General features: G+C 64.4%; 14 protein-coding genes and 1 tRNA gene. 5 read left to right on the top strand and 10 right to left on the bottom strand.

Annotation, left to right across the window (positions count from 1 at the left end):
* Nucleotides 1-18 precede the first annotated feature (18 nt).
* Nucleotides 19-1737, top strand: a complete 1719-nt coding sequence (locus CAPP_RS10340; protein WP_084560609.1) for a VanW family protein — start codon at nt 19-21, stop codon at nt 1735-1737.
* Here the strand turns inward: CAPP_RS10340 and CAPP_RS10335 are convergent.
* The 3 genes from CAPP_RS10335 to CAPP_RS10325 all read right to left on the bottom strand — a co-directional run bounded on the left by CAPP_RS10335 (nt 1734) and on the right by CAPP_RS10325 (nt 2799).
* A complete protein-coding gene (locus CAPP_RS10335) occupies nt 1734-2468 on the bottom strand; it encodes an esterase/lipase family protein (protein WP_234958904.1) in 735 nt (244 codons plus the stop codon). The two genes, CAPP_RS10340 and CAPP_RS10335, sit on opposite strands and share 4 nt — an antisense overlap.
* A gap of 10 nt (nt 2469-2478) precedes the next feature.
* Complete coding sequence (locus CAPP_RS10330; RefSeq protein WP_143313896.1) at nt 2479-2703, bottom strand: hypothetical protein; 225 nt, start codon at nt 2701-2703, stop codon at nt 2479-2481.
* A gap of 25 nt (nt 2704-2728) precedes the next feature.
* Nucleotides 2729-2799: transfer RNA gene (locus tag CAPP_RS10325), tRNA-Gly, on the bottom strand.
* Nucleotides 2800-2891: 92 nt separating this feature from the next.
* Here CAPP_RS10325 and dcd point away from each other — a divergent pair.
* The 3 genes from dcd to CAPP_RS10310 all read left to right on the top strand — a co-directional run bounded on the left by dcd (nt 2892) and on the right by CAPP_RS10310 (nt 5449).
* Nucleotides 2892-3455: a dCTP deaminase gene (dcd, locus tag CAPP_RS10320; RefSeq protein ID WP_076599511.1), complete on the top strand. Its 564-nt coding sequence runs from the start codon at nt 2892-2894 to the stop codon at nt 3453-3455.
* Nucleotides 3456-3560: 105 nt separating this feature from the next.
* A complete protein-coding gene (locus CAPP_RS10315; protein WP_076599512.1) occupies nt 3561-4067 on the top strand; it encodes a hypothetical protein in 507 nt (168 codons plus the stop codon).
* A 53-nt stretch (nt 4068-4120) separates the two neighbouring features.
* Nucleotides 4121-5449 (top strand): UDP-glucose dehydrogenase family protein, encoded by a 1329-nt coding sequence (locus CAPP_RS10310; protein WP_076599513.1) that lies wholly within the window; start codon nt 4121-4123, stop codon nt 5447-5449.
* 55 nt (nt 5450-5504) lie between these two features.
* On the opposite strand, the gene CAPP_RS10305 is transcribed toward CAPP_RS10310, so the two are convergent.
* Nucleotides 5505-6794 (bottom strand): pyridoxal phosphate-dependent aminotransferase, encoded by a 1290-nt coding sequence (locus CAPP_RS10305; protein ID WP_084560611.1) that lies wholly within the window; start codon nt 6792-6794, stop codon nt 5505-5507.
* Between the two features lie 27 nt (nt 6795-6821).
* On the bottom strand, nt 6822-7448 hold the full coding sequence (locus CAPP_RS10300; protein ID WP_084560612.1) for a DUF1707 SHOCT-like domain-containing protein: 627 nt from the start codon (nt 7446-7448) through the stop codon (nt 6822-6824).
* A gap of 75 nt (nt 7449-7523) precedes the next feature.
* Here CAPP_RS10300 and CAPP_RS10295 point away from each other — a divergent pair, with 75 nt between their 5' ends.
* A complete protein-coding gene (locus tag CAPP_RS10295; protein WP_076599514.1) occupies nt 7524-8552 on the top strand; it encodes a hypothetical protein in 1029 nt (342 codons plus the stop codon).
* Nucleotides 8553-8677: 125 nt separating this feature from the next.
* Here CAPP_RS10295 and CAPP_RS10290 read toward each other — a convergent pair whose 3' ends face one another.
* The 5 genes from CAPP_RS10290 to CAPP_RS10270 all read right to left on the bottom strand — a co-directional run bounded on the left by CAPP_RS10290 (nt 8678) and on the right by CAPP_RS10270 (nt 14940).
* On the bottom strand, nt 8678-9748 hold the full coding sequence (locus tag CAPP_RS10290) for an HNH endonuclease signature motif containing protein (RefSeq protein ID WP_290172886.1): 1071 nt from the start codon (nt 9746-9748) through the stop codon (nt 8678-8680).
* 135 nt (nt 9749-9883) lie between these two features.
* Nucleotides 9884-11836, bottom strand: a complete 1953-nt coding sequence (locus CAPP_RS10285) for an ABC transporter ATP-binding protein (RefSeq protein ID WP_076599073.1) — start codon at nt 11834-11836, stop codon at nt 9884-9886.
* On the bottom strand, nt 11833-13509 hold the full coding sequence (locus CAPP_RS10280; protein WP_076599072.1) for an ABC transporter ATP-binding protein: 1677 nt from the start codon (nt 13507-13509) through the stop codon (nt 11833-11835). Before CAPP_RS10280 ends, CAPP_RS10285 begins: the two co-directional genes overlap by 4 nt.
* 74 nt (nt 13510-13583) lie before the next feature.
* On the bottom strand, nt 13584-14516 hold the full coding sequence (locus CAPP_RS10275; RefSeq protein WP_076599071.1) for a substrate-binding domain-containing protein: 933 nt from the start codon (nt 14514-14516) through the stop codon (nt 13584-13586).
* The gene (locus CAPP_RS10270; RefSeq protein ID WP_076599070.1) at nt 14509-14940 is read right to left on the bottom strand and encodes a hypothetical protein; all 432 of its coding nucleotides are present in this window, start codon (nt 14938-14940) and stop codon (nt 14509-14511) included. Before CAPP_RS10270 ends, CAPP_RS10275 begins: the two co-directional genes overlap by 8 nt.
* Between the last annotated feature and the right edge of the window lie 2 nt (nt 14941-14942).

The following is a 14942-nucleotide window of genomic DNA, read 5'->3' as shown; positions in this document are numbered from 1 at the left end:
CCGTTACCCTTAAGTCCCGTGAGTAGTGTGCAAGCCCAACGCGGGACCAGCGGCGGCCCCGGAGAGTCCCGCAGTGGATCCCGCGGCCTGAAGATCGCCGCCGGCTTCCTCGTCGGCCTCATTGTGCTCCTGCTGGGGCTCTACCTGGCCGATGTCGCGTTCAACCGCGGAAACGTTCCGCGCGGCACCGCCGTCGGCGGGGTCGAGGTCGGGGGGATGGCACCTGCGGAGGCCGTCGATAAGCTCAGCGCTGAGCTCGGCGGCGTCAACGACGACCCTGTGACTGTCGCCGCCGGTGAGAAGACCACCGAATTCGTCCCTGCGAGCGCCGGGCTGGGTCCCGACTGGCAGGCCACGATCGACGCCGCCGGCACCGAATCGCTCAACCCCGTCACGCGGCTTATGGGTCTGTTCCGCACCACAGAGGTGGACATTGTCTCCACCGCCGACGAGGCCGCGCTGGCGCCCACTGTCGAGCGCGTCGCGAAAGACCTTACCGTCGAACCTGTCGACGGCACGGTGGCCATCAAGGACGGCAAAGCCGACGTCAAAGACCCGCAGCCCGGCCAGAACATTCCCGCCGACGAGCTCAAGCGCGCCATGACCTCCAACTGGCTCAACCCCGACGGCGTCGAAGTCGAGCCGGACATCACCGACCCGGCGATCGACGAGAAGCTGGTCAAAGACACCGTCGACGGCCCCGTCGCGCGCGCCCTCGACGGCCCGCTGACCCTGAAGGGCCGCGACGACACCGACGCCGTCATCGACTCCGACCGCATCGGCGAGGTGGTGACATTCCGCAACGACCCCGGCCAGCGCCGCATCGTTCCCGAGGTTGACTCCGAGGCTGCCCAGGGCATCCTCGCCGAGCAGCTCAAAGACACCGTCAAGGAAGGCAAGAACGCGACCATCTCAGCGTCCGGCGAGGTCACTCCGTCCGTCGACGGCATCGAGATCCGCTGGGACGAGACCATGAAGAGCTTCGGCGACCGCGTGCTCGGCGACGAGTCACGCACCTGGGACGCCGACTACCGCGACACCCCCGCCACCTTCACCACCGAGCAGGCTGAGAGCGCGACCTTCAACGACGTCGTCGGCGAATTCACCACCGGCGGGTACAGCTCTGCTTCCGGCACCAATATCTCGATCGTCGCCAACACCGTCGACGGTGCTGTGGTCAGTCCCGGCGAGACCTTCTCACTCAACGGCTACACCGGCCCCCGCGGCACCGCGCAGGGCTACGTGTCTTCCGGCATCATCATCGACGGACGTGCCGGAAACGCCGTCGGCGGCGGCATCTCCCAGTTCGCCACCACCTTGTACAACGCCTCCTACTTCGCGGGCATGACCGACGTCGACCACACCCCGCACTCCTACTACATCTCCCGCTACCCGGCCGGCCGCGAAGCCACCGTTTACGAAGGCGCCATCGACTTAGCCTTCAAGAACGACACCCCGCACCCGGTGAAGATCGAGACCAGCTTCGGCGGGGGCGAGGTCACCGTCCGCTTCAAGGGCGTCAAGGACCGCGAGGTCGAATCCGTCAACGGCGGCCGCTGGGCCTACACCTCTCCGTCGCCGAAGAGCGTCTCCGGCGGCGAGTGCATCCCGTCCGGGGGTGCCCAGGGCTTCACCACCTCCGACACCCGCATCGTCCGCGACCTGTCCGGCAACGAGATCTCCCGCGAAACCCAGACCACGGTGTACAACCCGCAGCCGATCGTGCAGTGCGGCTAGTCAGAGGTTGTCGTCGGGCGCTCCAGACCCCACAGGGTCAGCTCGCGAATCTCCCCGTCGCGCATCATCAGCTGGTGGATCGGCGCGCCGGGGACCTCTTTATTCACCACGTCTGCGCCGTCCACCGCGTTCAGCGTCGAGGCGTAGTACGGGGTGACCAGGGTGTCGCGCGTCGAGTACAGCGCCGTGTACACCACTGACGGGTCCGTGTCCGGCAGGGGATCGGCGTTCTCTCGCATCCATTCGGAGCCCGCTAGCTGCTGCGTCACGCTGGGGCTGAGCAGGAGCCGGGTCAACGTCGGAAAGCGCTCGAGGCGTTCCAGCACGCGCGGTGCCTTGCCTTTCAAGTCCGTGCCGTGGAAATTCGCGCCCATTGCGACCACGCGCCGCACCTTCGGTGCACCGCCGCGCGCAATGAACAGCTTCGTCAGCAGCCCACCCTGCGAGTGCGCGACAATATCGACCTGCTTCGCCCCCGTCTCCGCGAGCACCTTATCGACGCTCGCCTCCAGCTCCCCCAGCGAATCCTCCAGCCTCCCCGTCCCGTACAGGCCAGGCAGGAGCATCTTCCCGTAGTTGAAGCCCCACACCCAATAGCCGTGGTCCCGCAAAAAGCGCGCGTTACGACGAAACCCGCTCGCCCGGCTGTGGATCCCGTGCACGTACAGCACCGGCGTCGGATGTGAGGGCGTGAAGTCGGGGTCGTTGAGAACAGGTTTGAACAGGTTCACACCCGCTACGCTAACAGCGCGTGGGAGTGTGGTCGCCCCGATCGCGCTCAAGACCCCAGGCGACCAGCGCGGTGATCTTCGGGTTCTGAGGCATGAAAATGTGGTTGACCCTCCCGCCGCACACAGCCTGGACCTCCACATTTGCAACGTCCGCCCCGTCGACCGACTCGAGCATGGAGCTCGTGAACGGGGTGGCCACACCGTCGCTGGCAGAGTAGAGCGACGTGTACACCACGCGGGGATCGCGAAGTGAAAATTTGAGCCGGCGACGAGAATCGAACTCGCACTCTCAGCTTGGGAAGCTGATGTTCTACCACTAAACTACGCCGGCCTTGCTGCTTGAACGCAGCGCAGATCATCGTAGCACCGTCCGCGTCGCAGGTTGAAAAGCCCTCACTATCCCCGCGGCCGTAAGATGAAGCCGTGCTTCTTTCTGACCGTGATATTCGCTCCGCCATCGACTCCGGCCGTCTGAGCATCGACCCGTTCAGCCCGGACCTCGTCCAGCCGTCCAGCGTGGACGTGCGCATCGACCGCTTCTTCCGCGTGTTCAACAACTCCAAGTACACGCACATCGACCCGAAAAAAGAGATGCCTGAGCTGACCACCGAAGTCGAGGTCCCCGAAGGTGAGCCCTTCGTGCTGCATCCCGGCGAATTCGTGCTGGCCGCGACCCTCGAGAAATTCGCGCTGCCTGCGGACCTCGCCGGTCGCCTCGAGGGCAAGAGCTCGCTCGGCCGCCTCGGCCTGGTCACGCACTCCACCGCCGGCTTCATCGACCCTGGCTTCACCGGCCACATCACCTTGGAGCTGTCCAACGTTGCCAACCTGCCCATCACGCTCTGGCCCGAAATGAAGGTGGGGCAGCTCGCACTGTTCCAGATGTCCTCGCCCGCCGAGAACCCCTACGGCTCGTCTGCCGTCGGCTCCAAGTACCAGGGTCAGCGCGGCCCGACGCCGTCGAAGGCGTATCTGAACTTCCGGTGACACCCCCACGCTCTGCGGGCTCAGGCGTGCTTGCTGGCGAGTGACTAGGCTGTTTTTCAACAGGTTTTCACCAACGTTTTCGTCTACGTGAAAAGGAGCCACACCATGACCACCGCCAACGAGAACACCAACCACAGCTGCTGCGGCGGCCACGGCCACCACGGCGAAGATGCCTCGATCGAGCAGCGCGACCTCGGCCTGAAGGACGTCCACGCCGCCGACGCGCAGTGCAGTTGCGAACCGGGCCAGTGCGAGTGCGGCCACCGCAACGACCACACGACCTGCGATTGTGCGTCGAACGAGTGCGAGTGCAAGCACGAGCACGGTCACGAGCACGACCAGGCCGCTGCAGTTCACCGCGGTGTGCCGGACCACGGTGACTGCGAGTGCAAGCAGTGCCAGGACGCAGACAAGGAAGCAGCCCGTGAAGCGGCGAAGCAGCGGGACGGCGAAGGCGGTTGTGGTTGCGGCCACGGTCACGGCGGCAATCGGGAAGCCAAGGACTTCACCGACCCGGACACCGTGAATGAGGATGGGACGAATCCGGCGGTGCGGACCGTCGATAAGCCGGAAACCTACAACGCAAACGCACGCTGGAACGAAGGCAACTGACCTCTTTTTCTACTCCCCTGCTAAATCATGCGCGGCGGGTCATAATGTCCCGTATGCGCATGACTGTGATTGGCACTGGGTACCTCGGAGCAACGCACGCCGCCTGCATGGCGGAGCTTGGGCACGAGGTGCTCGGCATAGACGTTGACCAGGCGAAGATCGACGCGTTGAAGAACGGCGAGGTGCCGTTCTACGAGCCGGGGCTGCCCGAGGTGCTCAAGCGCAACATCGAAGAAGGGCGCCTGGGGTTCACCACCGACTACGAGGAAGCTGCGGCGTTTGCGAACGTGCACTTCATCGGCGTGGGCACCCCGCAGCAGCGTGGCTCGTACGCGGCGGACACAACCTACGTCGAAGCAGCGATCGACTCGCTCGTCCCGCACCTCGAGGGCGACCACGTCATTCTGGGCAAGTCGACGGTGCCGGTCGGCACGGCGCGCGCGCTGCAGGAACGCGCCGACGCAGCCGCGGAAGCCGCCGGTAAGGGCGCGACCGTCGAAGTCGCGTGGAACCCGGAATTCCTGCGCGAAGGCTACGCGGTCAAGGACACGATCGAGCCGGACCGTATCGTGCTTGGCACCCGGGGCGAGAATTCGCGCGCCGAGGAGATCGCCCGCGAGGTCTACGCGGCGCCGCTGGCGAAAGACACCCCCTTCATCGTCACCGACCTGCAGACCGCGGAGCTGGTCAAGGTGTCCGCCAACGCGTTTCTGGCCACCAAGATATCCTTTATCAACGCCGTGTCCGAGGTCTGCGAGATCGTCGGCGCGGATGTCACCCAGCTCGCCGACGCCATCGGCCACGACGACCGCATCGGCCGCAAATTCCTGGGCGCAGGCCTCGGCTTCGGCGGCGGCTGCCTGCCGAAGGACATCCGTGCATTCATGGCCCGTGCCGGCGAGGTCGGCGCGGACCAGGCCCTGACCTTCCTGCGCGAGGTCGACGCGATCAACATGCGCCGCCGCGAGCGCGTCATCGACCTCTCCCGCGAAGTGCTCGGCTCACTGATCGGCCGCCGCATCACCGTCCTCGGCGCCGCCTTCAAGCCGAACTCCGACGACGTGCGCGACTCGCCCGCCCTCGCGGTCGCCGGCCAGCTCAACCTCGCCGGCGCCGCCGTGCGCGTCTACGACCCGCAGGGCATGGACAACGCGCGCAAGGTCTTCCCCACGCTCGACTACGCCGCCTCGCTCGACGACGCGCTCACCGACGCCGAGCTTGTGATCCTTGCCACAGAATGGGACGAATTCAAGCAGCTGGACCCCGAGCACGCAGGCACGCTCGTCGCTGAAAAAACGCTTATCGACGCCCGCAACGTCCTCCCCACCGACGTTTGGCAGGCCGCCGGATGGGACCTCAAGGCGCTCGGCCGTTCCCTGTAAAGGCTGGTTTCGGAGGGACGGCTTCGCGCGCCGCAGTGGTTGGGCGTGCGGCTAGTTAGTGCTGGTGGTAGTCCGACAGGAAGTTGCCCAAGCGCTCGAGGGCGTTCTCCAGCTGGGACGCCCACGGGAGGGTGACCACGCGGAAGTGGTCCGGCGTCGGGTAGTTGAAGCCGGAGCCGCCGACCATGAGGATCTTCTCGCTCTTGAGCAGGTCGAGCATGAAACGCTCGTCGTCGTGGATCTGGTACATGTCCATGTCGAGCTTCGGGAAGGCGTACATCGCGCCCTTCGGCTCCACGACGGACACACCGGGGATCTCACGGAGTTTCTTCACCGCGACGTCTCGCTGCTTTTTCAGGCGGCCGCCTTCACCGGTCAGGCCGTAAATGGACTGGCGTCCGCCGAGCGCGACCTGGATGGCGTGCTGGCCCGGGACATTCGAGCACAGACGCGTGCCCGCAAGCAGGTCCAGCCCCTCGATGAAGCCGGTGGCGCGGCGGCGCGGGCCGGTGACGACCATCCAGCCGGCGCGGTAACCGCACACGCGGTACGCCTTGGAGAGGCCGTTGAACGTCAGGGTGACCAGGTCGGGGGCGATGGCGGCCATGGAGTGGTGGACGGCGCCGTCGTAAAGCACGCGGTCGTAAATCTCGTCGGCGAGCACCATGAGCTCGAACTCGCGCGCGACATCGGCGATGTCCTCCAGCACCTTCTTCGAGTACACGGCACCCGTCGGGTTATTCGGGTTGATCACCACGATCGCTTTCGTGCGGTCCGTGATCTTCGAGCGGATGTCCTCGATCGACGGGTTCCAGTCGTCCTCCTCATCGCAGAGATAGTGGACGGCCTTACCGCCGGCGAGCGTCGTCGCAGCAGTCCAGAGGGGATAGTCGGGGGAGGGGATGAGAACCTCGTCGCCGTCGTTAAGCAAAGCTTGCGTGGTCATCGTGATGAGCTCGGACACGCCGTTGCCCAAATAAACATCGTCGATATCGAACTCGGGGAAGCCGTCGATCTCTTCATAACGCGTGACGACGGCCCGCCTTGCCGGAATAATCCCCTTCGACGTCGTGTACCCCTGCGAGGTCGGCAACGCCGCGATCATGTCGCGCATGATCACATCCGGTGCCTCGAAACCGAACACCGCTGGATTGCCCGTGTTCAGCTTCAAAATCGTGTGGCCGTCGCGCTCCATCTCCTCCGCCGTCGTCGCGACAGGGCCGCGGAGATCGTACGACACGCCCTTGATCTTCTCCGCCTGGTCGAAGTGGCGGTGACGCTTCAGCGGCGGCCGCTTCTGCTTTGCTTGCTGGCCGGATTTCTTCTCTTTCGACGATTTGCTCATGCCGCAATTCTCCCAAAAAACTGCGGCCTATTTGTTGAAACGATTCAACGCACGCTGCGCGAAGTCCATCGCGTCGCCGGTCAGCCGGTCACGCTGCACGTTGCGCTCCGCTTTACGACGCTCCTCCTCCATCTTCCTCGCCGTCTGCAACTCCCGGAACCTCTGCCGCTCCAGCTGCCGCGGGCTCGGAGCATACCAGCTGTCCGGGCCCGCCTTCATGATGTAGAGAATCGTGAACAGCGCCGGAATGATGAGCAGGAGCATGATCCATGTGGCGGCGCCCGTCGCCGCGGCCAACCCCACCGCCCCCGCGAAGGACGCCATCGAACCCAGGAGGAAAATGCCCAGGCGCGTGTTCTTCCCGTTCGCGCGGGCCCGCTCGATCTCGCTACGCGTGAAGGTCTGCTCCGCAATCTCCTGGCGCTGCTGCTCCGGCAAGTCCCGGAACAACGGCACTAGGTCGCGCCGGGTGGTCGCCGCTTCAACTTGCTCGCAGCGGCGGTTGAACTCGTCGCTGTCCAGCCGCCCTTCGCCCAGCGCGTAACTCAGCCGCGCCACCGCGTCCGAACGATCCACATCCGACAAGCGGACAAGATCGCCGCCGCTTTGTTGCGGCCCAGACTGGTTGCGCGGAGAATGCGGAGGCTGATTCATCACGATTTCAATACTAAACGGTCCGGTGGGGCAATCCGCCTAGACAACTGTTCGCCCACAAATATCATGTAGGCCATGTCTAACCCCAATAATTTCCCCAGTTACGGTGGCTCGTCGTCCTACGGCGGATCCTCCTCCGACCAGAATGCCGGCCACGCCTACAACCCAATGTACGGACAGGGGCAAGGCTACGGGCAAGGCTACGGCCAGGGGCCGGGCAACACGTACCCGCCGACCTCCGGCTACGTGAACCCTGAGACCCAGTCCGAGTCCGGCCGCCCGCTTCACATCCCGCAGACTAACCTGCCGCCAGCTGAGGCAGTCGCCTTCGGCTTCAAGCGCTTCTTCACCAGCCAGTGGCACGTCTACCTGGGCTTGCTGTTCCTTCCCGTGGTCGTCGCCCTGGTCGGCTTCTTCGCCGTTATCTTCCCGCAGGTCGCCGCCGCCGAAAGCGGTGCTGAGGAACTCAGCACTGGTCTGACCGCCCCGGTGATCATTTTCTACGTCGTGCTCATCCTCTTGTCGATGGCCACCGGCCTCGTCATCGCCAAGGTCGCCCTTCAGGACACCCGTGGAGTCAAGCCCACCTGGAACAATGCATTCCAAGGTGTGCCGTGGGGGAACGGCATTCTCGCATACCTTCTGATGTTTGCTCTGGTCCTTGTGGCCTACATCGCAGTTGTCGCTGTCGCAGTTGGTCTGAGTGCGCTGCAACCGGTTCTCGGCGCGATTTTCTTCTTCGTGGCCTTTATCGCGATCATCTTCGCCTACCCATTCCTGGTGCTGGTGCCGTACTACGCCATCGACGGAAAGACCAGCCCGGTCGGCGCTTTCTCTGCCGCATGGAAGGACGTGAAGGCTCAGTACTGGCAGGTCTTCGGTGCGATCATCCTTCTCAACCTCGCATGCATGGCTATCGCCTTCTTCACGCTTGGCTTTGGTGTGTTCATCGTGGCGCCGGTCCAGATCTTGGGCACAGTCTTCGTCTACCGCTGGGTCAGCGAGCACGGCTCCACCAGCCAGAGCAACCCGTCTGCTGGCACTGCTCCGGGCAACACCTACGGCCACCCAGAGCAGCCGGGCGGTTACATGAGCATGTACTAAAAGCCCACGCCGATCGAACCGGGTTCCGATGTTTCGGGGCCCGGTTTCGTCGTTTCTTTTTGGGCACACCGATATGGCCGCAGGGTTGTTTCGCCCTCGGCCTGGTGGTGTGGTCAGGTTCCGAGCTAGTTTCCGAACAACAGGTGCATGGCACCGTATTGGTGGGTGGTGTTCGGTACTGGTGTTCCGCGCGGGGAGACCCATGTCGGGGTGCCGTTGCGCATGTGTATTCGACCCCGGTGGTGTCTGTGGGGGTCGTCGTCGTTGGTGCGGTTGTGGTACCTGCACAACACCGACAGGTTGTCCATGTTCGTCGGCCCGCCACGCGCCCACGGTGTGATGTGGTGGACCTCGCAATTATCCGCCGCATGCCGGCAATCCGGCACCGGACACGTCGTCAACGTCGCCCGCGCCAGGTCGCGTTGCTTGGCGTTCGCGAACCGCTTCGCGTGGTACAGGTTCACCGCACCCGCCTGCGGGTGGAACAACGCCACCTCCAAATCCTTCGAGTAATAGTGAGTCAGATACTCCGCACCGGTCATGGTGGTGCCGTCCGACAGGCCCAGGATCGTCTCATCGCCGTTACCGGAAACGATCCTGATGTGCTCGGAAAGCGGGACCTGGATCAACGGGCGCGGCACAGCCTGCGCGACCCCGGCACCGCCCCGCAGCAGCTCGGCGAACGCTTCGTACATTTGCGGCCCCTCGGGCCGGTTGGGGTCGAGCTTTGCCCGCAGGGCGTGTTCCAGGTCGGCGATGTCGCGTTCTTCCCCGGTGGCGATGACCGTGCGTTTGCCTTTCCGGGTCCGGCCGAACCGCACTGTGGACTCCGGGGCGGGTTTATCCGGGTCGGGGATGATGTCTTTGGCGCGGCGCTGCAGCGTCTTGTAGTTGCCGCGCACCGACAACAACGCCAGGCGGAGTTTCCACGTCTCCCGGTCGGAGGACACAGCACGCACTTGCTGCTCGATGAACAGAATCTGATCCAGAGACTTCCCCGTCTGCCTAGCAACACGAACGGCATTGGCCTGCTGGCGAGAAAAGCGGGTCGCACCGAAGTAGACCTCGTGGGCCTTTTCCCACTCGACATACGTGGCGGGCTTGACGCCGGCAGCACGAGCAGCCTGACGGTCGAAACCAGCCAGGATATCCATCGGGCTACCAAGTGATCCAAGAAACGCGTCAAAATCGCTCATGCCCCACACGCTAAACAGAACAACAACCCCGAAAAAGAAGCCCCTAAAAATCTGTGGATAACCCGCCCACAAACAGCCTTATCCACAGGGGAGCAGTAGGGAGGGTTGCGCGGGGCGTCGATAAGTGTGCGGGTGTTAGGCCTCTGCGCTGAATTGGGACTGATTGAGCTCGTAGTAGGTGCCGTGGCCGGCGAGAAGCTCCTCGTGGGTGCCTTGCTCGGCGATCCGGCCGTGATGCATGACGATGATGAGGTCGGCGTCGCGGATCGTCGATAAGCGGTGCGCGATGACGAAGCTGGTGCGGTTGCTGCGCAGCGCGTTCATGGCTTCTTGGACGAGGACTTCGGTGCGGGTGTCCACGGAGCTGGTGGCTTCGTCGAGGATGAGCAGGCCGGGCTGCGACAGGAACGCGCGCGCGATGGTGATGAGCTGGCGTTCGCCGGTGGAAATCGAGCCGCTGTCCTGGTCGATTTCGGTGTCGTAGCCGTCGGGGAGGCTGCGCACGAAGCGGTCGACGTAGGTGGCCTTCGCGGCGGCGATGACTTCGTCGTCGGTGGCGTCGAGGCGCCCGTAGCGGATGTTCTCCATGATGGTGCCCTTGAACAGGACGGCGTCCTGGAGCACCATGCCGATACGGGAGCGCAGCTCGGCGCGGGTGAGGTCGCGGATGTCGGTGCCGTCGAGGCGGATGGCGCCGGCATCGACGTCGTAGAACCGCATGATGAGGTTGACCAGGGTGGTCTTGCCGGCGCCGGTGGGCCCGACGATGGCGGCGGTCTGCCCGGGTTCGACGCGCAGGCTGAGGTCCTCGATGAGCGGGGTGTCGGGGGCATACGAGAAGTTGACGCGGTCGAATTCGACGAGGCCACGGGTTTTCTCGCTTATCGACGAGCGCCCCTTCCACTCATCTTCTTCCTCCTCGGCGTCGAGAAGTTCGAAGACTCGCTCGGCGGAGGCGACGCCGGACTGGAGCATCTGCATCATGCCGGCGATCTCGCCGAGGGGCTGGTTCATCTGGCGGGAGTACTGGATGAAAGCGGTGGCGTCGCCGAGGGTGAGCTGGCCGGAGGCGACTTTGAGGCCGCCGAGCACCGCGACTGCCACGTACGACAGGGACCCGATGAACTGCATGATCGGGTGCATCGAGTTGGCCAGGAACTGCGCTTTTTGTGCGGCGGCGGCGAGCTCTTCGTTGCGTTCGTCGAATTCAGCGCGGATCTGTGCGCTTCGGCCGAAGATGGTGGTGACGTCATGGCCGGAGAAGGCTTCCTCGACGTGGCCGTTCAAATCGCCAGTGGCTTTCCACTGGGTGACGAACTGCTTCTGCGAGCGCGTTCCCACCAGCCCGATGACGGCGCCGGTCAGCGGGATCGCGAGCAGAGCGACGAGGGCGAGCTGCCAGGAGATGGCGACCATCATGACGACAATGCCCACCACGGTCAGCAGCGCGTTGAACAGCGACGAGAGGGATTGCTGGAGTGCTTGCTGGACGTTGTCGACGTCGTTGGTGGTGCGGCTCATGACATCGCCGCGCTGCCGGGAGTCGAAGTAGGACAGCGGGAGGCGGTTGATCTTCGCTTCGACGCGTTCGCGCAGGTCGAACACGGCGCGCATGGTCAGCCGATTGAGGATCGCGCCCTGGGCCCACATGAGCAGCGACGCGAACAGGTAGAGGGCGAGCACCATGACGATGAGGTCGCGGAGGCGGTCGAAGTCGATGCCGCTGCCGGGGGTCAGCTCCATCGCTTCGGCCATGTCGGCGAAGCGGTCCTGGCTTGCGGCGCGCAGGCCCTCGACGGCTTGTTCCTTGGTGGTGCCCTCCGGCAGCTGGCGGGAGATGACGCCGGAGAAGATCACGTCCATCGCGTGCCCCATCACGCGCGGCGCCCACACGGCGAGGACGACGGACGCGGCGTTCATGAGGAAGACGAATGTCAGCGCGATCTTGTACGGCGCAAGCAGCCCGAGCAGGCGTTTCGCGGACGGCCAGAAGTGCTTGGCCTTGCGGGGGGCCTTGTTGGAGTAGTCGTCGCCGGCCATGGATTCTTCGTAGGCGGCGAGTTGGTCGTCGGTAAGCTGCTCGCTCATCGGGTCACCTGCTTCTGGCTCGCTTCGATCTCGCGGTAGGTCGTGCTCGTGCGCATCAGCTCGTCGTGGGTTCCTCGTGCGACGATTTCGCCGGCTTCCATCACGAGAATCTGGTCCGCATCGCTTATCGACGCCACCCTCTGCGCCACCACCAGCACCGTCTTGTCCGCGGTGTAGCTGGTCATGGCCTTTTGTAGTGTGGCTTCGGTGACGGCGTCGAGGGCGGAGAAGGAGTCGTCGAAAAGGAAGATGTCGGGGTTCGCGATGAGCATGCGCGCGATGCACAGGCGCTGGCGCTGCCCGCCGGAGACATTGGTGCCGCCCTGGGCAATGGGCATGACGAGGTCGTCGACGAAGTGCGCCTGGGCGGTGCGCAGAGCCTCCCACATTTCCTCTTCGGTGGCGTCCGGCTTGCCCACGCGCAGGTTGGAAGCGACGGTGCCGCGGTAGAGCCACGGCTTCTGCGGGACCATGCCGACTTTTCCGCCCACGCTGACCTGGCCGGAGGTGGGGTAGTAGAGCTGCGGGATGAGACCCATGAGCGTCGACTTCCCCGAGCCCGTGGAGCCAATGATCGCCGTGACGGTTCCGGGGCGGGCGGTGAAGTCGATGTCTTTGAGCACGGGCTCCTCGGCACCGGGGTATCGGTAGGTGACGCCGCGGAATTCGACGACTCCGGGCTCTGCCGCCGGGGTGTCCGCCTGTTCCGCCGGCGGGGCGGTGTGTTCGTAGCGCAGCACCTCCGAGATGCGGCGGCCGCACACAATGGCGCGCGGCAGCATCATGAGCATGAACACGCCCATCATCACGGCCATGAGGATCTGCATCAGGTACTGCATGAATGCGGTGAGCGAACCGATCTCGACGAGACCCTGGTCGACGCGGTGGCCTCCGAACCAGAGGACCGCCGCGGTGGCGAGATTCAGGATGAGCATGATGACGGGGAACATCGTGACGAAGACGCGGCCGATATTCAGGCTCAGCTTCGTCAACGCGGTGTTGGCGTCGGTGAAGCGCTCCGTTTCGAAGTCCTCCCGTCCGAAGGCGCGGACCACGCGGATGCCGGCGATCTGCTCTCGGAGTAGCCCGTTGATGTTGTCGAGCTTTTGCTGCATCTTCTTGAACAGTGGCATGAGCAGCGCCGCGATGACCGCCACGACGACAGCGAGCACCGCGACAGCCACGATGACCAGCCACGACATTCCCGCGTCCTGGCGCAGCGCCATGATCACGCCGCCGACGGCCATGATCGGGGCGGTGACCATGAAATTGAAGAACAGCAGCGTGGTCATCTGCACCTGCTGCACATCGTTCGTCGCGCGTGTGGTCAGGGTCGCCGCGCCGAAGTGCGACATGTCCTCGGAAGTGAAGCGGCTGACATTGTCGTAGACGGCCCGACGGATATCGCGGCCGGTGCGCATCGCTGCCGCCGAGGCGAACCACACCGCAGCCACAGCCGCGGCGACCTGCACCAGCGACACAGCCAGCATGACCAGGCCGGTGCGGCGGATATACGGCACGTCAGCCTGCGCGACGCCGTTATTGATGATGTCCGCATTCAAATCCGGCAGATACAACGTGGCCAGAGTGGACAGAAGTTGCAGCACGACCACCGCGGCGATCAAACCCGCGTAGGGCCTGCTGAACCTCCCGGTCAGGCGCACTAGTTCCATGAAAAAATCCCCTCGCTGCAAACGGTGGCGGTAACAGCCTACAGCGGGGGGACGGGACGTCGATAAGCGTGCGTTTAGCTCTGCCAGCGATCGTCCGGGCCGGTCGTGCGGTCGGCGTAACGCTTCTGCGCGTTGCCGTAATCCTCCTCCGGCAGCTGGTAGAAGAACACGCGCGGCATGACAGCCTCCGAATGCTCGAGGTATGTCGTGACGAACTTGTCGACGTCCTCCCGCTCCGTCGACGCCTTGTTCACGTAAATGAATAGCGGGCGCGACAGCGGGTAATTGCCGCTCTTCGCCTCCTCCGAACTCGGGGCGACGCCGTCGACGTTGACGTTGTCGATGAACTTCTGGTGCTCGTCCTCGGTGGAGAGGTAGTTGCCGATGCCCATGAACGACAGCGCGTTCGGGTCCTCGGCGACCCACGCTGAGAGCTCCTCGACATCGTCCGTGGCTTCGTAATCGTCGCGGATCTCGTCGCCGTCCAGGACAAGGTCCTTGAACACGTCGAGCGTGCCCGAACCCTCCGGGCGGCCGTACAGCTTGATCTCCTCGTCCGGCCATGACGGGTCGATGTCCGACCACTTGGACACCGGGGAATCCTTCGACCAGATATCGTGCAGCTGCTGCGTGGTGAGGTCCGCCGCGAAATCGTTGTCGCGGTGCTTGACGATCGTGATCGCGTCCAAACCGATCGGCAGCTCGATGAACTCGACGTCGTTGTCGCCGCACTGCTTCTGGTAATCGCCCGGAATCGCCACCGATGCGTCGTTGATATCCGCGTCGCCATTGCAGAATTTCTCGAAGCCGTCCGTCGAACCGATCGCCTCGACATTCACGTCGAAATCGTAGCGGTTCGCCATGTAGGACGTGATCGGCTCCACCGTCGCTGAACCCGTCACCTGGATGGCGTCCGCGCCCGGCGTGTTATCCGACGAGCAGGCGGACGCGAAAACCGTGACCGCAGCCAGCGCGGAGGCAACGAGTGCCTTACGCGGTTTAGTCATTGTGCTTGCCCTCCTGCATCTCGGCGCGGAACTCGCGGAGCAGGCGGAAGAGGTTCTTCCATGACCCCTGCGAATTCGCCCAGTACTTCGCGAAATTCTCGTCCAGCTCCGCCTGCTGCTCCGGTGTGACGTTGGGGTTGATCTTCTTGTGCTTGCGGGCGGGCTTAGTGCCTTCTGCCGCGACGACGGTCGTATCGCCGCCTTCAGCCGGTTCGACCACTGCCTCGCTGGCAGCTGCCTCGTGGTCGGCGGTCAAGCTCGCCTTGTTGCGGCCGCGGGCGTTGAGCTCGACGCGCAGTTCCTCGGCGGTCTCTTCGAGCTCTGCGAGCAGCGCTTCCAGAGCCTCGTCCGGAGCCTCGTTCTGGATGAGGTCCTGGGCCATCGGGGACAGGTCGGGGGTCTCGTGATTGTCGGGGGTCGTCATCG

The sequence above is a fragment of the Corynebacterium appendicis CIP 107643 genome (genome assembly GCF_030408415.1).
Taxonomy (GTDB): domain Bacteria; phylum Actinomycetota; class Actinomycetes; order Mycobacteriales; family Mycobacteriaceae; genus Corynebacterium; species Corynebacterium appendicis.
Note: the sequence above shows the minus strand (reverse complement) of the source record. Positions and strands in the feature narration are given on the sequence as shown.